The 18,254-nt window shown below is 71.9% G+C and carries 17 protein-coding genes and 1 riboswitch; of the genes, 13 read left to right on the top strand and 4 right to left on the bottom strand.

What is annotated here, in order from left to right; genetic code table 11:
• Positions 1-41 precede the first annotated feature (41 nt).
• Positions 42-158: riboswitch (SAM riboswitch) on the top strand.
• A gap of 181 nt (positions 159-339) precedes the next feature.
• A complete protein-coding gene (locus ACFV7R_RS02035) occupies positions 340-1,701 on the top strand; it encodes an aminotransferase class V-fold PLP-dependent enzyme (protein WP_385258776.1) in 1,362 nt (453 codons plus the stop codon).
• A 7-nt stretch (positions 1,702-1,708) separates the two neighbouring features.
• Here the strand turns inward: ACFV7R_RS02035 and ACFV7R_RS02030 are convergent, their stop codons facing one another.
• Both ACFV7R_RS02030 and ACFV7R_RS02025 read right to left on the bottom strand, forming a co-directional pair.
• Positions 1,709-1,990, bottom strand: coding sequence for an Lrp/AsnC family transcriptional regulator (locus ACFV7R_RS02030; RefSeq protein ID WP_224734452.1), 282 nt, complete (start codon positions 1,988-1,990; stop codon positions 1,709-1,711).
• The gene (locus ACFV7R_RS02025) at positions 1,987-2,721 is read right to left on the bottom strand and encodes a rhomboid family intramembrane serine protease (protein ID WP_385258774.1); all 735 of its coding nucleotides are present in this window, start codon (positions 2,719-2,721) and stop codon (positions 1,987-1,989) included. Before ACFV7R_RS02025 ends, ACFV7R_RS02030 begins: the two co-directional genes overlap by 4 nt.
• 166 nt (positions 2,722-2,887) lie before the next feature.
• Here ACFV7R_RS02025 and ACFV7R_RS02020 point away from each other — a divergent pair, with 166 nt between their 5' ends.
• The 5 genes from ACFV7R_RS02020 to ACFV7R_RS02000 all read left to right on the top strand — a co-directional run bounded on the left by ACFV7R_RS02020 (position 2,888) and on the right by ACFV7R_RS02000 (position 8,300).
• Entirely contained in the window at positions 2,888-3,127 is a 240-nt protein-coding gene (locus ACFV7R_RS02020; protein WP_055541554.1) for a hypothetical protein, read from the top strand.
• Positions 3,128-3,162: 35 nt separating this feature from the next.
• Positions 3,163-4,512, top strand: a complete 1,350-nt coding sequence (locus ACFV7R_RS02015) for an NYN domain-containing protein (RefSeq protein ID WP_385258770.1) — start codon at positions 3,163-3,165, stop codon at positions 4,510-4,512.
• 268 nt (positions 4,513-4,780) lie between these two features.
• On the top strand, positions 4,781-5,815 hold the full coding sequence (locus ACFV7R_RS02010; RefSeq protein WP_129797455.1) for an NlpC/P60 family protein: 1,035 nt from the start codon (positions 4,781-4,783) through the stop codon (positions 5,813-5,815).
• 249 nt (positions 5,816-6,064) lie between these two features.
• Complete coding sequence (locus ACFV7R_RS02005) at positions 6,065-7,078, top strand: NlpC/P60 family protein (protein WP_385258767.1); 1,014 nt, start codon at positions 6,065-6,067, stop codon at positions 7,076-7,078.
• A gap of 22 nt (positions 7,079-7,100) precedes the next feature.
• Positions 7,101-8,300, top strand: coding sequence for a hypothetical protein (locus tag ACFV7R_RS02000; protein ID WP_385258766.1), 1,200 nt, complete (start codon positions 7,101-7,103; stop codon positions 8,298-8,300).
• Positions 8,301-8,416: 116 nt separating this feature from the next.
• Here the strand turns inward: ACFV7R_RS02000 and ACFV7R_RS01995 are convergent, their stop codons facing one another.
• Complete coding sequence (locus ACFV7R_RS01995; protein ID WP_385258764.1) at positions 8,417-9,655, bottom strand: glycosyltransferase 87 family protein; 1,239 nt, start codon at positions 9,653-9,655, stop codon at positions 8,417-8,419.
• A 142-nt stretch (positions 9,656-9,797) separates the two neighbouring features.
• Here ACFV7R_RS01995 and ACFV7R_RS01990 point away from each other — a divergent pair, with 142 nt between their 5' ends.
• Complete coding sequence (locus ACFV7R_RS01990) at positions 9,798-10,940, top strand: glycosyltransferase family 4 protein (protein ID WP_385258761.1); 1,143 nt, start codon at positions 9,798-9,800, stop codon at positions 10,938-10,940.
• A gap of 61 nt (positions 10,941-11,001) precedes the next feature.
• On the opposite strand, the gene ACFV7R_RS01985 is transcribed toward ACFV7R_RS01990, so the two are convergent.
• Positions 11,002-12,798, bottom strand: a complete 1,797-nt coding sequence (locus ACFV7R_RS01985) for an AMP-dependent synthetase/ligase (RefSeq protein WP_385258758.1) — start codon at positions 12,796-12,798, stop codon at positions 11,002-11,004.
• A 315-nt stretch (positions 12,799-13,113) separates the two neighbouring features.
• Here ACFV7R_RS01985 and ACFV7R_RS01980 point away from each other — a divergent pair, with 315 nt between their 5' ends.
• The 6 genes from ACFV7R_RS01980 to ACFV7R_RS01955 all read left to right on the top strand — a co-directional run bounded on the left by ACFV7R_RS01980 (position 13,114) and on the right by ACFV7R_RS01955 (position 18,251).
• On the top strand, positions 13,114-13,911 hold the full coding sequence (locus ACFV7R_RS01980; protein WP_385258756.1) for a metallophosphoesterase: 798 nt from the start codon (positions 13,114-13,116) through the stop codon (positions 13,909-13,911).
• 122 nt (positions 13,912-14,033) lie between these two features.
• Positions 14,034-14,474: an SRPBCC family protein gene (locus ACFV7R_RS01975; protein ID WP_224737331.1), complete on the top strand. Its 441-nt coding sequence runs from the start codon at positions 14,034-14,036 to the stop codon at positions 14,472-14,474.
• 158 nt (positions 14,475-14,632) lie between these two features.
• On the top strand, positions 14,633-15,802 hold the full coding sequence (locus tag ACFV7R_RS01970; RefSeq protein WP_385258753.1) for an ArsA family ATPase: 1,170 nt from the start codon (positions 14,633-14,635) through the stop codon (positions 15,800-15,802).
• 57 nt (positions 15,803-15,859) lie between these two features.
• Complete coding sequence (locus tag ACFV7R_RS01965) at positions 15,860-16,357, top strand: DUF5304 domain-containing protein (RefSeq protein WP_385258751.1); 498 nt, start codon at positions 15,860-15,862, stop codon at positions 16,355-16,357.
• 114 nt (positions 16,358-16,471) lie between these two features.
• Positions 16,472-17,425, top strand: a complete 954-nt coding sequence (locus ACFV7R_RS01960; RefSeq protein WP_385258748.1) for an ROK family glucokinase — start codon at positions 16,472-16,474, stop codon at positions 17,423-17,425.
• Positions 17,426-17,498: 73 nt separating this feature from the next.
• Complete coding sequence (locus tag ACFV7R_RS01955; RefSeq protein ID WP_385258746.1) at positions 17,499-18,251, top strand: endonuclease/exonuclease/phosphatase family protein; 753 nt, start codon at positions 17,499-17,501, stop codon at positions 18,249-18,251.
• The last annotated feature ends 3 nt before the right edge of the window (positions 18,252-18,254 follow it).

The following is an 18,254-nucleotide window of genomic DNA, read 5'->3' as shown; positions in this document are numbered from 1 at the left end:
GCCCTTGCGCATCGAAGATCGTATGGCAGGATGCTGTACCAGGTCATGAGCGACAGCTGAAAGGCCCCGGCCGGCTGTCCGGCAACCCTCCGTCCGTGGCGGGGTGCCCCGGGTGAAGACCAGGTCGTAGGCAGCGAGGTCTACGACAAGCGCGGACCCCTCGCACACTTGGGAACGAGTGTGGGACCAGGGGTCCTGGTCGTCGAGGGAGCCTTCCGTGAGCAAGCGAATGCGCTAGGGCCGCAGAGCCCCGCCTCCGCACACCCTTTTCACCCCTTTCCGCGCTTGAGCCGTGCCGCTCGCGCGGTCATCTTCGCCTGCGATCACGGGAGTACACCCATGTCCGTCTCCACCGCTGCCGCCGCCCAGTCCGTTTGCTCCCCCCTGCCCGTTCTGGGGCGGGATGTCACCGTCCCGCTCGTCACGGGTGGCGAAGTCACCTACGCCGCGCTCGACTACGCCGCCAGCGCGCCCGCGCTGCAGCGGGTCTGGGACGACGTCGCGGCGTACGCGCCGTACTACGGCAGTGTCCACCGCGGCGCCGGATACCTCTCCCAGCTGTCCACCGACCTCTTCGAGAACGCCCGCAGGACCGTCGCCGAGTTCCTCGACTGCCGGGCGGACGACCAGGTGGTGTTCACCCGGTCCACCACCGACTCGCTCAACCTGCTCGCCGCCGCGCTCCCCGCCGACTGCCAGGTCTTCGTCTTCGAGACCGAGCACCACGCCTCGCTGCTGCCCTGGCAGGACGCCCGCGTCAGCTACCTCGACGCCCCGCGCACCCCGCAGCAGGCCGTGCGGACCCTGGAGCGCGCCCTGGCCGACCGCGACCCCCACGGCCCCGCCCTCGTGTGCGTCACCGGGGCCTCCAACGTCACCGGCGAGCTGTGGCCCGTACGGGAACTCGCCGCGGCCGCGCACGCGCACGGCGCCCGGATCGTCCTGGACGCCGCCCAACTCGCCCCGCACCACCCGGTGTCGGTGCAGGACCTCGACGTCGACTGGGTCGCCTTCTCCGGGCACAAGCTGTACGCCCCGTTCGGCTCCGGTGTGCTGGCCGGCCGTGCCGACTGGCTGCGCGCGGCCGAGCCGTACCTCGCGGGCGGCGGCGCCAGCCGCAAGGTCACCCGGCGGGCGGACGGGGGAGTGGACGTGGAGTGGCACGAGAGCGCCGCGCGGCACGAGGCCGGGTCGCCCAACGTCATCGGCGCCTATGCCGTCGCGTCCGCCTGCAAGGCGCTCACCGAGGCGGGTTTCGACACCCTCGTCGCCCGCGAGCGGCACCTGATCGACACCGTGCGTGCGGGGCTCGCCGAGGTCCCGGAGGTCAGGGTGCTGTCCCTGTTCGGCGACGACGCCCCGCGGGTCGGCGTGATCTCCTTCGTGGTCGACGGCTGGAACAGCTCCCACTTCGCCGCCGCCCTGTCCGCCGAGTACGGCATCGGCGTCCGCGACGGCCTCTTCTGCGCCCACCCCCTCGTCCGCACCCTGCTGGGCAGCGACCCGCAGAGCCAGGGCGAGTGCGGTGCCCCCGAGGCCGCGCCCGGCGAGAAGTCCCTCAACGCGATCCGCGTCAGCTTCGGCGCGGGGACGCCGGACGAGCATGTGGAGCGCTTCGTGAAGGCCGTGCAGGAACTCGTCCGGCACGGCGCGAAGTGGCAGTACCGGACGGAGGAGGGCCGCTGCGTGCCCGTGGTCTAGGCCTGGCTCAGGAGTCCAGGCCGATGGCGAACGCCGCCTCCAGGTCGTGCTGCGAGTACGTCCGGAACGCCACGTGCGTGTCCGTCGCCTCCACGCCGGGGATCTTGCTGATCCGGCCGGGGATGACGTCGGCCAGGTTCTCGTGCTGCTTGACCCGGACCATCGCGATCAGGTCGTAGGTGCCCGTGACCGAGAAGACCTCGCTGACGGAGTCCAGCGAGGCGATCTGCTCGGCGATCTCGGGGATCCGGTCCACGCTGGTCTTGATCAGGACGATCGCGGTGATCACGGCTGGTTCTCTCCCTCGGTGGCCGGAGCTGGGGCGGCCTTCACTCTAGCTGTCCGGCCGAACCGCGCCCACGCGTAGAGGAAGCCCAGCGCGAAGCCCACCAGGTGGGCCAGGTAGGCCACCCCCGGCCCGCCGGTCGCCTGTCCCGCCGCCAGCCACTGCAGGGCCACCCAGAACGGCAGCACCACCCACGCCGGGAAGCGCAGCGGCAGGAAGAGCAGGAAGGGCAGGAGGCTGGTCACCCGGGCGCGGGGGAAAAGGAACAGGAACGCGCCCAGCACCGCCGAGATCGCCCCCGAGGCGCCGACCAGCGACTGCTCGGAGCCGGCGTGGGCGCCCGCGTACCCGAGCAGGGCGAGGTAGCCGCAGCCGACGTAGAAACAGGTGAACTCGACCCGGCCCATCCGTTCCTCGGTCATCACCCCGAAGACGTAGAGGAAGAGCATGTTGCCGAGCAGATGCAGCCAGCTGCCATGGACGAAGAGGGCCGTGGCCGGGGTCAGGGCTGCCCTCGGGGCACCCTCGAACAGTTCTGCGGGCACGACGCCCCAGTGGCGGAAGTAGGCCTGCTGCACGGCGAGCAGCGCGTCGCCGGAGCCGTACGCCGGAGAGAGGCCCGAGGCGGGGCCGGTCAGGAAGATCAGGCAGCACAGGGCGATCAGTCCGTACGTCACCGGCGCCGTCGGCCGCCGGACCGCCCGGCGGGCCACCGCACTCCACTTGCTGATCATGAACACAGAGCATGACGTAAGCGGACGCAACAGCGCAGACCGCCTCGCCGCCGGGAGCAGACCGGCGGTGAGTATGCGCCAGGCCGTAGGGTTACGAGCCACACGCTCCAGGGAAACTGGCGCATCACGGAAAATAGAAGACCTAGAAGGAAAGAGCACAGCCACGATGACGGTTCCCCTGCCCACCGCCACCACGCGGTGGCGCTGCACGCTCTGCGGCAACCTCACCCGGTTCGATGTGACCCGCTCGTCGAAGGTCGTCGAATACGTCCACCTCGATCTGGCCGGTGAGCCGAAGGTCGAGGAGCGCGAGGTGGTCAGTGAGACCATCGAGTCGGTGCGCTGCCGGTGGTGCAACGCCGTGGATCAGGTGGAACTCGTGGACAGGCCGGGCGCCGGCTCCTGACCGGGAGCGGGCCCCTACGGGCATTGGGGTGACGGATGGTGGAGACCGCAGGCGGGGGGCCGGGCGACGGCGCCGCTGAGGTGCTCGACCGACCGCTGCCCGAAGGGGTGCGCCGGAGGGTCGTGCAGATCGTCTCCGACGGCTTCGGCGGGCTGACCGTCGCCGAGTTGCCCACACAACTGAGGCAGTACGCCCGGTTCGCCCCGAATCGCCGCGCCAAGTTCGCCGGCAACGCCATGGCCGCGGCGCTGGAGACGGACCCGCTGTTCCGGCAGCGCATCGGCGAGAAGCTGAGGGAGGCTCAACCGGAGCTCGCGGGCGCCCTCGACTCCGGTGCGCCGCCGCCGGCCGCGGACCCGCTGGACGTGGCCGCCGCGGCCTATGTGCTGCGCCCCACCGGCTGGGTCAAGCTCGTGACCGCCGCCGGCGAGGAGGCCCTGCGGGCGGACGCCGAGCGCGCCGACGACGAGAACCGGGCCGAACTGGAGCGGCTGCGCGCCGAACTCGCCGCCGCCCGTGACCACACCCGCACCGAGACCGAGCGGCTGCGCGCCGAGCTGGAAGCCGCCAAGAAGGAAGCCGAATCGCTTCACCGCAAGCTGCGTGCCGCGCTCAGCGACGTCAAGCGCGGTGAGGCGGCCCTGCGCAAGGTGCAGGGCGAGATCGAGGCCGTACGCGCCGAGGGGCACACACAGGTGTCCGCCGCCGAGAGCGAGTCGCGGCGGCTCAAGGCGCGGCTGGGGGAGGCCGAGGCCGCCCTGGAGGCCACCCGGAAGGCCGCGCGCGAGGGGCGCAGCGTCGAGGACATGCGGGTGCGGCTGCTGCTCGACACCGTGCTGGACGCGGCGCAGGGGCTCAGGCGGGAGTTGGCGCTGCCGCCGGTGTCCGTACGTCCCGCCGAGACCGTGGACGCGGTCGAACCGGGACGAATGACCCCGAAGGACATCGCCGCGCGGGCCCTGTCCGAGAACGACCCCGCGATCCTCGATCAGCTCCTCGCGCTGCCGCAGGCGCATCTGGTCGTCGACGGCTACAACGTCACCAAGACCGGCTATCCCCAAATGCCTCTGGAGAAACAGCGGTTGAGGCTGCTCGGGCAGCTCTCGCAGCTCGCCGCCCAGTCCGGTGCCGAGGTGACCTGTGTCTTCGACGGGGCCGAGCTGGCCGCGCCGGTGCTGCTGGCGCCGCCGCGTGGGGTGCGGGTGCTGTTCTCCAAACCGGGCGTCACCGCGGACGAATTGATCCGCCAGCTGGTGCGCGCCGAACCGCCGGGCCGTCCGGTCATCGTCGTCTCGACCGACCGTGAGGTGGCCGACGGGGTGGCACGGGCGGGAGCACGGCCGGTGGCGTCGGTGGTGCTTCTCAAGCGATTTCAACGAGGTTGAGTCCGTTTTCAACGGATTTGAGCCTGTGCGGCGTACGTCCCATGCACTACGTAACGCCCCAATCGCAACGCACGGACCGCTTGCCTGAATTGGTCATATCTGTGCACAACGTAGCGTCAGGTGGACGTCACATCATGTGAGTTGTGAGTAAAGAATGCAGGGTGTGACGGGATTTTTCAGCTGAGGATTTGAACTGATCACAGTCGGGTCACTAGGGTCTGCTCGAACCTCCTACCGGGTGATCACTCACATGAAGGAGCTCGCCCCCGTGGCGTCCCACCGTCGACCCAAGCAGCCGAGTCGCGCACGAGTGACCGTGCTGACCACCGCAGCCGCCGCTGCCGTGGCCCTGAGCTCGCAGGCCGCCAACGCCGCGCCGAGCGAGAAGCCGAGCAAGGACGAGGTCAAGGCCAAGGTCGACAAGCTCTACGAAGAGGCTGAGCAGGCCACCGAGAAGTACAACGGGGCCAAGGAGAAGCAGGAGAAGCTCCAGAAGGAGATCTCCACCATCCAGGACAACGTCGCCCGCGGCCAGGAAGAGGTCAACGAGCTGCGCGACGGCCTCGGTTCGATGGCCACCGCCCAGTACCGCTCCGGCGGCATCGACCCCTCCGTCCAGCTCTTCCTCTCCGCCGACCCGGACGACTACCTCGACAAGGCCTCCACGCTCGACCAGTTGAGCAGCCAGCAGGTCGAGGCGCTCAAGAAGATCCAGGAGAAGCAGCGCGAACTCGCCCAGGAGCGTGCCGAGGCCTCCGACAAGCTCAAGGACCTCGCCTCCACCCGCACCGAACTGGGCAAGAAGAAGAAGGAAGTTCAGGCCAAGCTCGCCGAGGCGCAGAAGCTGCTCAACACGCTGACGGCCGCCGAGAAGGCCGCCCTCGCCGCCGAGGAGGAGCGCGCCAGCCGGTCGTCCGAAGCCCGCGTGGACCTCGGCAACACCGGCGCCGCCTCCGGCCGGGCCATGGCCGCCTTCCAGGCCGCCCAGAGCAAGATCGGCTCGCCCTACGTCTACGGCGCCTCCGGCCCGTCCTCCTTCGACTGCTCGGGCCTGACCTCCTGGGCCTTCGCCCAGGCCGGCGTCGCCATACCGCGCATCTCGCAGGACCAGGCCAACGCCGGTACGCGCATCTACAGCCAGTCCGACCTCAAGGTCGGTGACCTGGTCATCTTCTACGGCGACCTGCACCACGTCGGCTTCTACGCGGGCAACGGCCAGGTGCTGCACGCCCCGCGCACCGGCACGGTCGTGCGCTACGAGTCGATCAACAACATGCCGTACCAGTTCGGCGTCCGGATCTGATCCACGGGCCGCGACCCTTCAAGATCAGCACGGCGTGCCGCCCGAACGGGCGAATTACGGCAACCGCGACTGACCCCACGCCCCGCCGGTGACCTGCGTCAGCGGCGGGGCGTCACGTTGTGTGGCCGCGGATCTCTTTGGCCGGCACCCCGCGACGGGGCTACTGTCTGCCGCGTTTCCCCACCGCCGGGCTCCCGTCCCGGCACCGGGGGATTTTCCTGTCCGCCAGTGGAAGGAGCGCGGCTACCCGTGGGGTCCCATCGCCGCCTTGCACCGTCCGGGTTCGACCGGGGCGCCTGCGTGGCGCTGTCCGTCCTGTCGGCCACCGCGGCCGCCCTCGGCACCCTCCCGGCGCAGGCCGCGCCGCACGACGACACCCGCGCCGAGGTGGACCGCCTCTACACGGAGGCCGAGAAGGCCACCGAGGCCTACAACAAGGCCGACGAGCGCACCGACGCACTGCGCGGGCAGGTGAGCCGGGCGCAGGACCGGGTCGCCCGGCAGCAGGAGCGCATCAACACCCTGCGGGACGCGCTGGGTTCGCTGGCCGGCGCGCAGTACCGCTCGGGCGGCATCGACCCCTCCCTCGCGCTGCTGCTCTCCGACGACCCGGACGAATACCTCGACAAGGCGTCCGTCCTGAACCGGATCACCGCCCACCAGGCCGGGCAGTTGAAGGACCTTCAGGAGGCCATGCGCGAACTCAGCCAGGAGCGCGCGGAGGCGGCCGAGAAGCTCGGCGAACTGGAGAAGAGCCGCAAGGCCGTCGCCTCCCACAAACGCACCGTCGAGAAGAAGCTCGCCAAGGCCCGCCGGCTCCTCAACGCCCTCCCGGCCGACGAACGCGCCGCCTACGACCGGGCCTCCCGTTCCGGCCGCTCCGGCCTGCCCGGCTTCGGCGGCGCCGTCCCCGCCTCGGGCCGCGCGGCCGCGGCGGCCGCGGCCGCCATGTCCGCGGTCGGCAGGCCGTACGTGTGGGGCGCGAACGGTCCCAGCGGCTTCGACTGTTCCGGCCTCATGCAGTGGTCGTACGCGCAGGCCGGGGTCGCTCTGCCGCGTACCTCGCAGGCCCAGCGGGCGGCGGGCCGGCAGGTACCGCTCTCCGAGGCCCGGCCCGGCGACCTGGTCACCTACCGCTCCGACGCCAGCCATGTCGCGATGTACATGGGCAACGGCCAGGTGATCCACGCCCCCTACCCCGGCGCGCCCGTGCGCTACGACCCGGTCGGGATGATGCCGGTCTCGGCAGTCACCAGGCCCTAGCACTCCCCGTACGATCGGGAGGATGGCTGGTCGAGGGCGTGCGTCGGGATCCGGAGTCGTGGCGCTCTGTCTGGTGCTCGTCTCCCTGCTCGGCTCGCTGGTCGCCTGCGGCGGCCGGCCCGCCGCCGACCGCGCCGAGGCCGAAGTGCAGCGGCTGCTCGACCGGCGGGCGGCCGCCCTCCTCGACCGCGACGAGAGCGCCTACCGGCGGACCGGTACGGCGGTGGGCTTCACCAACCTGCGCGCGGTGCCGCTCGCCGACTGGTCGTACGAGGTCACCGCCGTGCACCGCACCGGCGACACGGCCACCGCCGACGCCGAACTGCGCTACCGCCTCGACGGCCACGACAAGGCGCCGGTCACCGCCGGCCGCACCCTGGGCCTCGGCCGTGCCGCCGACGGGCGGTGGACCGTGGTCTCCGACCGGCCCGCCCGCACATCCGGCCAGCAGCTGTGGGACCAGGGCCCGGTGACGGTGGTACGGGGCGAGCACAGCCTCGTGCTGGGCGTCGGCCGGTCCCGCGCGGCGCTGCACGTCTTCGCCGACCTGGGGGACCGCGCGGTGCCCGCCGTGGCGGACGCCTGGGGCACCGCCTGGAGCCGGCAGGTCGTGCTGCTCGTGCCCAGGTCGCTGGAGGGGATGGCGGGGCTGCTCGGCTCGCCCGCCTCCTCCTACCGCGGGATCGCCGCCGTGACGACCGGCGAGACGGGGGCGGAACAGGCGCCCGCCGACCGGATCATCGTCAACCCCGACGCGTACGGGGTTCTCGGCGACGTCGGCAAGCAGGTCGTCCTCACCCACGAGGCGACCCATGTCGCCACCCGCGCCCATACCAACGCCGCGACCCCGCTGTGGCTGTCCGAGGGATACGCCGACTGGGTCGGCTACCGCGACAGCGGGCGCCCCCCGGCCCAGGCCGCGCCGGAACTCGCCCACGCCGTGACCTCGGGTGACGTCCCGGCCGCGCTGCCGACCGACGCCGACTTCGGCTTCACCGGCGCTTCCACCTCGCTGGCCCGGGCGTACGAGGGCGGCTGGATGGCCTGCCGGATGATCGCGGACCGGTGGGGTGAGGCGCGGCTGGGCGAGTTCTACCGGGCGGTCGGCGCGCACGAGAAGCGGGCGGGGGCGGTCGAGGGTGCGATGCAGGACGTGCTCGGGACGACGCCGGAGGAGTTCACGGCGCAGTGGCGGCAGTATCTGCGGGATCAGTTCGGCTGAGGCGGGTCCAGCCGGTGCCGGCGTACGGGCTGTCCGGACTCGGGCTGCCGGCCGTGTGCCTGGCGTCGGCGCTCGCGAGGGGATGCGGTCCTGGTGCTCTTCCGGCGGGCACGGTGTCAGGAGGAGACCGGGGTCTCCTCGGTGCGGGCCGGGTGACGGGGGAACGGGGCTTTCGTGGCGGGCCGGGGCACCGTCGAGCGCCACAGGGTGCGGGCCGCGGTGAGGGTGGCGAGGACCAGGAGGCCGTTGCGGAGGATCAGGAGGGTGATGCCGAGGGTGTCGCTCGCGACGACGTGCGAGAACCAGAGCGGGAACTCCAGCATCGTCACGAAGGACGCCGCCAGGACAAGGCCGGCCGGCAGCCGCATCCCGCTGCGGGGAAAGCACAGGCACACCGCCGCGAGACCGACCAGCCACACCATGTACTGCGGGCTGATCACCCGGCTCGTGGTCGTGAACATCAGCACCGCCACGAACGCCGCATCCGCGAGCGTGTGCGACAGGAACCGCGAGGCCATCAGCCGCCACAGCAGCAGCCAGCCGAACGCCATCCCGGTGAGCGCCAGCGCGGCGGAGCTCACGATGTCGACGTACGGGCCGAGGAACTCCACCGAGCCGTAGTTGAGCAGCACCCGCCCGTCCCAGCCGTAGTGCCGCGCCACATGGAAGACGAGGGCGCCCAGCGACTCCACCTCGGTGCCCCGGTCGCGCTGGAAGGTCAGGAAGGCGAACGCGCCGGGCATGGCGAGCGCGAACAGCGCCGCGAGCGCCCCGGCCGTCACCGTCGCCGCGGCCCATGCCCGGCGCCGCACGGCACCGATCAGCAGCAGTACCGGCCACACCTTCAGCATCGCCCCGAACCCGGCCAGCGCCCCCATCAGCCGGGGATGCCGCTGGCCCGCGAGGAGCGCGGCCACCGCGACGGCGGTGACCATCACGTCGTAGCGCGCGTACACGGTCGGCCCGAGCAGCGGCACGCCCACCACCCACACCCAGGCGCCGCGCACCGACCGGCCCGGCCGCAGGCCCGCGTACAGCAGCAGGGCGAGGACGACGAGGTCGGCGAGGCAGGCGAGGACGAAGAAGGCCTGCGCGTAGTCGAGGAAGAACAGCAGCGCCGGGGAGAGGACCGGCAGCGCGGCGGCGGGCGGGTACTGCCAGGTGACGTCGTCCAGCGGGAACGTTCCGGTGCGCAGCACCTCGTACCAGCCCTGGTAGATCACGGAGACGTCGCTGGTGACGTCCGGGCCGGGGAAGACGAGGACCTTGAAGACGAACAGGAGCAGTGCCAGGCGGGTCAGTCCCCAGACCACCAGCAGCCCTGCCAGGGACCGCGTGCCCTGCGTCCTGTCCACCGAAGCCCCTGTTCGTGGTCCGTGTCCGCCTTCGGGGCGCTGCCCCTCGTGTGCGGGGCCATGATCTCCCGGCCGCCTGTGCGAGAGCCGTGCAGCGCGGCCGTACCGAGCTGCGAGTGTACGTTGGGTAAGGTCGGCGTCGATGCGCAAGACCCTGATCGTGACGAATGACTTCCCGCCCCGGCCGGGCGGTATTCAGGCATTTCTGCACAACATGGCACTCCGGCTCGACCCCGAGCGGTTCGTCGTCTACGCCTCCACCTGGAAGCGCGGCCGGGAGGGCCTCGAGGCGACGGCCGCCTTCGACGCCGAGCAGCCCTTCACCGTCGTGCGCGACCGGACGACCATGCTGCTGCCGATGCCCGCCGCGACCCGCCAGGCCGTCGCGCTGCTGCGGGCACACGGATGTACGTCGGTGTGGTTCGGGGCGGCGGCGCCGCTCGGGCTGATGGCACCGGCGCTGCGCAGGGCGGGTGCCGAGCGGCTGGTGGCCACCACCCACGGGCACGAGGCCGGCTGGGCCCAACTGCCCGCCGCCCGGCACCTGCTGCGCCGGATCGGCGAGTCCACGGACACCATCACCTACCTCGGCGAGTACACCCGGTCACGGATCGCCACCGCGCTGACCCCGGACGCCACCGCCCGCATGGTGCAACTGCCGCCCGGGGTCGACGAGAGGACCTTCCATCCGGACTCCGGCGGCGACCGGGTGCGCGCCCGGCTCGGGCTCACCGACCGGCCGGTGGTCGTGTGCGTCTCCCGGCTCGTGCCGCGCAAGGGCCAGGACACGCTCATCCTCGCCATGCCGCGGATCCTGGCCAAGGAGCCCGACGCGGTCCTGCTGATCGTCGGCGGCGGGCCGTACGAGAAGGAGCTGCGCAAACTCGCGCGGGAGACCCGGGTCGAGGAGTCGGTCGTCTTCACCGGCGAGGTGCCCTGGTCGGAGCTGCCCGCCCACTACGGCGCCGGCGACGTCTTCGCCATGCCGTGCCGCACCCGGCGCGGCGGGCTCGACGTCGAGGGCCTCGGCATCGTCTACCTGGAGGCGTCCGCGACCGGCCTGCCCGTCGTCGCCGGGGACTCCGGCGGCGCGCCCGACGCGGTGCTCGACGGGGAGACCGGCTGGGTCGTACGGGGCGGCTCCGCCGAGGACGCCGCCGACCGGATCGTCACCCTCCTCGGGGACTCCGAACTGCGCCGCCGGATGGGGGAGCGGGGCCGGAGCTGGGTCGAGGAGAAGTGGCGCTGGGATCTGCTCGCGGAGCGGCTGAAGGAGCTGTTGTAGCAGCGATGGCGCGGGTCCCGTCGCCGGGGCCCGCGCCATGACGCTGCGTCACATGCCGTGCCTACTTCTGGTAGATGGCCTCGATCTCGGACGCGAAGTCCTTCGCCACCACGTTCCGCTTCAGCTTCAGCGACGGCGTGAGGTAGCCCGACTCCTCGGTGAACTGCGAGGGGAGAATGCGGAACTTGCGTACCGACTCCGCCTTCGACACCGCGGCGTTGCCGTCGTCGACCGCGGTCTGGATCGCGGCCAGCAGGTCGGGGTCGTCCTTCAGCGAGGCCGCGGTGGAGCCGGCCGGCTTGCGGTGCTCGGCCGCCCAACGGCCCAGGAACTCCTCGTCGATGGTGATCAGCGCGCCCACGAACGGCCGCGCGTCGCCGACCACCATGCACTCCGCCACGAGGGCGTGCGCGCGGATCCGGTCCTCGATCACGGCCGGGGCGACGTTCTTGCCGCCGGCGGTGACGATGATCTCCTTCTTGCGGCCGGTGATCCTGAGGTAGCCGTCCTCGTCGAGGGTGCCGATGTCGCCGGTGTGGAACCAGCCGTCGGCCAGGGCCTCCTCGGTCGCGCCCGGGTTGTTCCAGTACTCCCTGAACAGGTGCTCACCGTGCAGCAGCACCTCCCCGTCGTCCGCGATCCGCACCACCGAACCCGGCAGCGGCTGACCGACCGTGCCGATCTTCTGCCGGTCCCAGGGGTTGAAGGCGGTGGCGGCACAGGACTCGGTCAGGCCGTAGCCCTCCAGGACCGTGAAGCCGATGCCGCGGAAGAAGTGCCCGAGCCGCTCGCCCAGCGGGGCGCCGCCGGAGATGGCGTACTCACCGCGACCGCCGAGCACCGCGCGCAGCTTGCTGTAGACGAGCTTGTCGAAGGCCTTGTACTTGATCTTCAGACCGAGCGACGGGCCGGACGGGGTGTCCAGCGCCTTGCTGTACGCGATCGCCGTGTCCGCCGCCTTGTCGAAGATCTTGCCCTTGCCGTCCGCCTGCGCCTTGGCACGGGCCGAGTTGTAGACCTTCTCGAAGACGCGCGGCACGCCCAGGATCAGCGTCGGCCGGAACGCGGCCAGTTCGTCCGTGAGGTTCTTGATGTCCGGGACGCCGCCCAGCTTGATCGGCGCCATCATCGGCGCGACCTGGACCAGCCGGCCGAAGACATGCGCCAGCGGCAGGAACAGCAGCACGCTGCACTCGCCGGTACGGAACAGCGGGCGCAGCCGCTCGACGATGTTGCCGCACTCGGCGAAGAAGCTGCGGTGGGTGAGCACACAGCCCTTGGGGCGGCCGGTGGTGCCGGAGGTGTAGACGATCGTCGCCGGGTCGTCGGCCTTCGCCAGCGAGCTGCGCTCCTCGACCGTGTCGTCGCTCAGGTCCTTGCCCAGGCGGCCCAGCTCCTCGACACCGCCGCGCTCGATCTGCCAGACGTGCTTCAGGGCGGGCAGCCGGTCGCGCACCGACTCGACGGCGGCCGCGTGCCCGTCCAGCTCCACGATGCAGGCCGTCGCCCCCGAGTCGCCGAGGATCCAGGCCACCTGCTCCGGCGAACTGGTCTCGTACACCGGCACGGTGACCGCGCCCGCGCTCCAGATCGCGAAGTCGAGGAGCGTCCACTCGTAACGCGTCCGGGACATCAGGCCGACCCGGTCGCCCGGCTGGACGCCGGCGGCGACGAGCCCCTTGGCGGCAGCTCGTACCTCGGCGAGGAAGGCGGTGGCCGTCACGTCCTGCCAGTTGCCACCGACCTTGCGGGCGATCACGGCGACGTCGGGATGCTGCGCGGCGTTTCTGCGGACGATGTCGGTCAGGTTGCCGTCCGAGGGGACCTCGTACAAAGCCGGAAGGCTGAACTCGCGCAAGACTGCTGCTCCTCTAGGGCGCCGGCGCCACGACGTTGTGTGATGCGACGGTCCGGTCCAAGGCTCGGGCAGGTGCTCAGGAATCCATCATGAGTCGTAGGGGCCCACTTGTTGAAAACCTGAGCACGACTGGACTGCCCGGACGTTACCCGCCGGTATGGCGTCTACGACAGGGGGGCCCGGCGAGATGTTCGCTGCGTCACACTGATTGGTGTTCCTGCACGCACAGTAGTCCACGGTTTTCCCCACTGGCGAGTAATCGCAGGTCCGGCCGCCACTGTTCACGTATGTCCCACACGCCTACCCTTGATCGCCATGGCACCCACACCAGCCGGTAATCGCAGGACGCGCATCCACGTGGTCAGCGATGTGCACGGCAATGCGCGTGACCTGGCACGGGCCGGGGACGGTGCGGACGCGCTCGTCTGCCTCGGGGACCTGGTCCTCTTCCTCGACTACGCCGACCACTCGCGCGGCATCTTCCCCGACCTGTTCGGCGTCGAGAACGCGGACCGCATCGTCGCCCTGCGCACCGCCCGCCGCTACGAGGAGGCACGCGCGTTCGGTGCCCGGCTGTGGGCCGGGGTCGGGGAGGACCGGGCGGCGGTGATCGAACAGGCGGTGCGCAAGCAGTACGCCGAACTGTTCGCCGCGTTCCCCACGCCGACGTACGCCACCTACGGCAATGTCGACATGCCGCCACTGTGGCGGGAGTACGCCGGTCCCGGTACGACCGTGCTCGACGGGGAGCGGGTGGAGATCGGGGGCTGGGTCTTCGGCTTCGTCGGCGGCGGGCTGCGCACACCGATGCGGACGCCGTACGAGATCAGCGACGAGGAGTACGCGGCGAAGATCGAGGCGCTGGGCGAGGTCGACGTGCTGTGCACGCACATCCCGCCGGAGGTGCCGGAGCTGGTCTACGACACGGTGGCGCGGCGCTTCGAGCGGGGCAGCCGGGCGTTGCTCGACGCCATCCGCCGCACCCGGCCCCGCTATTCACTCTTCGGCCATGTGCACCAGCCGCTCGTCCGGCGGATGCGGATCGGGGCGACCGAGTGCGTGAACGTGGGGCACTTCGCCGGGACGGGGCGGCCGTGGGCGCTGGAATGGTGAGTCCGCCTCCGGTATGCCCAGGTAGGGGTGACGTCGGGCCGGTCGGCGCGCGGTAGCCTTCACGCTGCACACACGTGCGCACGACCACCTCTTGCCGGACCGCATCTGGAGGAGCCACGGCGATGGCGGAACACACCAGCTCGAGCATCGAGATCGAGGCGTCCCCGGCCGACGTCATGGCGGTGATCGCCGACTTCGCCCGCTACCCGGACTGGACCGGTGAGGTGAAGGAGGCCGCGGTCCTCGAGACCGACGCCCAGGGACGCGCCGAGCAGGTCCGCCTCGTCATGGACGCCGGCGCGATCAAGGACGACCAGGTGCTGGCGTACACCTGGACCGGCGACCACGAGGTCTCCTGGACGCTGGTGAAGTCCCAGATGCTGCGGTCGCTGGACGGCTCGTACCTCCTGAAGCCGGCGGGCACGGGCGCCACCGAGGTGACCTACCAGCTCACCGTCGACGTCAAGATCCCCATGCTGGGCATGATCAAGCGCAAGGCCGAGAAGGTCATCATCGACCGCGCACTGGCGGGCCTGAAGAAGCGCGTGGAGTCGGGGGAGTAGCTTTTCGTTGAGCCGCGGGCATTCGTGCCGCCTGGGGCGGCACGGGTGGGCGCGGGCGGCACCCCGTCAGCGCCGGGCAGCGCGACCCACCTCCGAGCAACCACGCCGGGCAACGGTGCAACGCGGCTGAACCCAAACGTCCGTTACGGTTCAGCCCCATGCGCACCATCCTGATCACCGGCCCAGGCGGCACCGGCCGTACCACCGTCGCCGCAGCCACCGCGCTCGCCGCCACCCGCCAGGGCACCCGCACCCTCCTCCTGGGCACCGACCGCACCGACACCCTCGGCGCGGCCCTGGGCGCGGCGACCGGCCCGGCCCCGGTCGAGATCGCCCCGCACCTCGCCGCCTGGCGCCCCGACCCGGCCGCCGGCTTCCGGGACGACCTCACCGCCCTCCAGGACCGCGCCTCCGCCGCCCTCGACCTCCTCGGCGCCTCCCGCCTCGACCCGGAGGAGCTCACCCCCCTGCCCGGCGCCGAGCAGATCGCCGTACTCCGCGCCCTGCGCGACGCCGCCCTCGCCGAGCGCCACGACCTCCTCGTGGTGGACCTGCCGCCCCTCCCGCACGCCCTCGACCTGCTCGCCCTCCCGGAGGAGCTCCGCCGCTATCTGCGCCGTCTGCTCCCGCCCGAACGCCAGGCGGCCCGCGCCCTGCGCCCCGTCCTCGGCCGGCTCGCCGGCGTCCCCATGCCCGCGGAGTGGCTGTACGAGACGGCCGCCCGCTGGGACGTCGAACTCGCCGCCGTGGAGGCGGTCCTCGCGGACCGGGACACGACCGTACGGCTGGTCGCCGAACCCTCCCCGGCCGGCGCCGACGCCGTCCACACCGCCGCCCTCGGCCTCGCCCTGCGCGGCCTGCGCCCGGACCGGCTGATCGCCAACCGGGTGTTCCCGGAAGAGGGCGGGGACGGCTGGCTCGCCGGTCCGCTCGCCCAGCAGCGCAAGGTCATCGACGAGTGGCAGACCTCGTACGACGTCCGCACCGTCGCCCACCTGGGCCGCGACCCGCGCGGCCCCGAGGACCTGCTGGCGCTCGCCGTGCCGGAGGCCGGGCCGGCCGACGCCAGGGTCGACCGGCCCGTCGTCGACCGGCTCGTCCCGGACGGCGTGCTCGTCTGGCACATCCCGCTGCCCGGAGCCGTACGCGAGGACCTCGACCTCGTCCGGCGCGGCGACGAACTCGTCGTCACCGCCGGACAGTTCCGCCGCGTCCTCCCCCTGCCGTCCGCCCTGCGCCGCTGCACCGTCGACGGCGCGGCCCTGCGCGACGACGAGCTCCGCATCCGCTTCGCACCGGACCCCGGACTGTGGCCCGCGGCACGGTGAAGCGGCTACCGCCGTTCGGGTAACGTCGTAGGGACAAGCCGTAGTCAGGAGTCCGCCATGAGCGAAGAGCGCCCCCCGTCCGACGCCGCTCAGGAGCAGGCGGCCGACGAGGTGCCGTCGGTCACCGACGACGACGCCTGGGCGACCGCGTGTGCCGAGGACCTCGCAGCGGAGAAGGCCCGCATCCGTGCCCAGCACGGCCCGCCCGCGGGCTCGGCCGCCGAGGAGCTGCGCCGGCTCGTCGACACCGTCGCGGACAAGCTGTCCGGCCTGCAGTCCCCGCTGCTCGGGGCGGTCGCCGGGCCCGCCGCCCAGCAGATGCTGCAGCAGGTCGTCCAGCAGGCGAAGGCCGCCGTCGAGCCCGTCATCGAACGCAACCCGGATGTCTTCGAGCACCTGGCAGCGGCCGGTAACGAGCTGCTCGCCGCCTACCGCTCCGCGGTCGAGACACAGGAGCGCCGCTGGACCGGCCGCATGGACGAGCTGGACGAGCCCGACGACCGCGACGACCGGGGCGAGGGCACCGGCCCCGGCCAACGCATCGACTTGGACTGACGGCCACTGACCCGGTCGTCACCGGCCCCGCCCTCCGGGCGGACGGCAGGCACCCGACCACAGGGCCTCGGGTACGGTTGGCCATAGCGGGGCTCGACCGAAACTGAGGGATTCATGGGACTCACCATCGGCGTCGACATCGGCGGCACGAAGATCGCGGCCGGCGTGGTCGACGAGGAAGGCAACATCCTCTCGACCTTCAAGGTGCCGACGCCCACCACCCCCGAGGCCATCGTGGACGCCATCGCCTCGGCAGTGGAGGGTGCGCGCGCGGGGCACGAGATCGTCGGCGTGGGCATCGGTGCCGCCGGATACGTCAACCGGCAGCGCTCGACGGTCTACTTCGCGCCCAACATCGACTGGCGCAACGAGCCGCTGAAGGAGAAGGTCGAGGCCCGTACCGGCCTCCCCGTCGTCGTGGAGAACGACGCCAACGCCGCCGCGTGGGGCGAGTACAAGTTCGGCGCGGGCAAGGGCCACCGCAACGTCATCTGCATCACGCTCGGCACCGGCCTCGGCGGCGGCATCATCATCGGCAACAAGCTGCGCCGCGGGCACTACGGCGTGGCCGCCGAGTTCGGCCACATCCGGATGGTGCCGGACGGCCTGCTGTGCGGCTGCGGCTCGCAGGGCTGCTGGGAGCAGTACGCCTCCGGGCGCGCGCTCGTCCGGTACGCCAAGCAGCGCGCCAACGCCACCCCCGAGAACGCCGAGGTGCTGCTCTCCCTCGGTGACGGCACCCCCGAGGGCATCGAGGGCAAGCACATCTCCATGGCCGCCCGCCAGGGCGACCCGGTCGCCGTCGACTCCTACCGCGAGCTCGCCCGCTGGGCCGGCGCGGGCCTCGCCGACCTGGCCTCCCTCTTCGACCCGTCCGCCTTCATCGTCGGCGGCGGCCTGTCGGAGGAGGGCGAGCTGGTCCTCGACCCCATCCGCAAGTCGTACAAGCGCTGGCTGGTCGGCGGCAACTGGCGCCCGGTCGCCGATGTGATCGCCGCACAGCTCGGCAACAAGGCCGGCCTGGTCGGCGCCGCGGACCTGGCCCGCGAGCCCGACCCGATCATGTGACGCCGCAGTCCGGTACGACCGTGCCCGCCGAGCCCCGCCCGGGGACGGCGGGCTCCGTCGTATCTTGATCGCCATGACGACGAGTCCGCTGCCCAACTCCGGTACCGGAGCCGACGGTTCGGCCGTGATCCGGGTGCTCGGCTACAACATCCGCTCCATGCGCGACGACACCGACGCGCTCGCCCGGGTGATCAGCGCCTGCGAGCCCGACCTCGTCCTCGTCCAGGAGGCCCCGCGGTTCTTCCGCTGGCGCAAGAAGCTGGCCCGGCTCGCGGCCGCGTCGGGACAGGTGATCCTCTCGGGCGGCGCCCCCGCGGCGGGGCCCGCCCTGCTGTGCTCCCTGCGCGCCACGGTGGAGCGCACCGAGGACGTCCTGCTGCCGCTCACCCCCGGCCTGCACCGGCGCGGTTTCGCGACCGCGGTGGTCCGCTTCGGCGGCGCCCGCCTCGGCGTCCTGAGCTGCCATCTCTCGCTGCAGAAGGACGAGCGGTACGCGCAGGGCGGCATGCTCCTGGACCGGCTCGCCGGGCTGGGTGTCGAGCACGCCATCGCCGGCGGTGACCTCAACGAACGCCCCGGCGGACCCACCTTCCGACGCCTGGCCGACAGCCTCCAGGACTGCTGGGCCGTCGCCCCCTGGGGCAGCGAGTACACCTCGACACCGACCGACCCCCATCAGCGCATCGACGCGATCTTCGCGACCGAGGGCATCGAGGTCCTGGGCTGTGGTGTTCCGTGGGGACACCCGGGTGTGACGGAGCGGGACCTGAGGGCGGCCACGGATCACCTTCCGGTCCTGGCCGCCCTCAGAATTCCACCGGCGTAAGCG

The sequence above is a fragment of the Streptomyces sp. NPDC059866 genome (assembly GCF_042731325.1).
Classification (GTDB): domain Bacteria; phylum Actinomycetota; class Actinomycetes; order Streptomycetales; family Streptomycetaceae; genus Streptomyces; species Streptomyces flavusporus.
The sequence above is the reverse complement of the archived record's forward strand: the minus strand, read 5'-3'. Positions and strand labels throughout refer to the sequence as shown.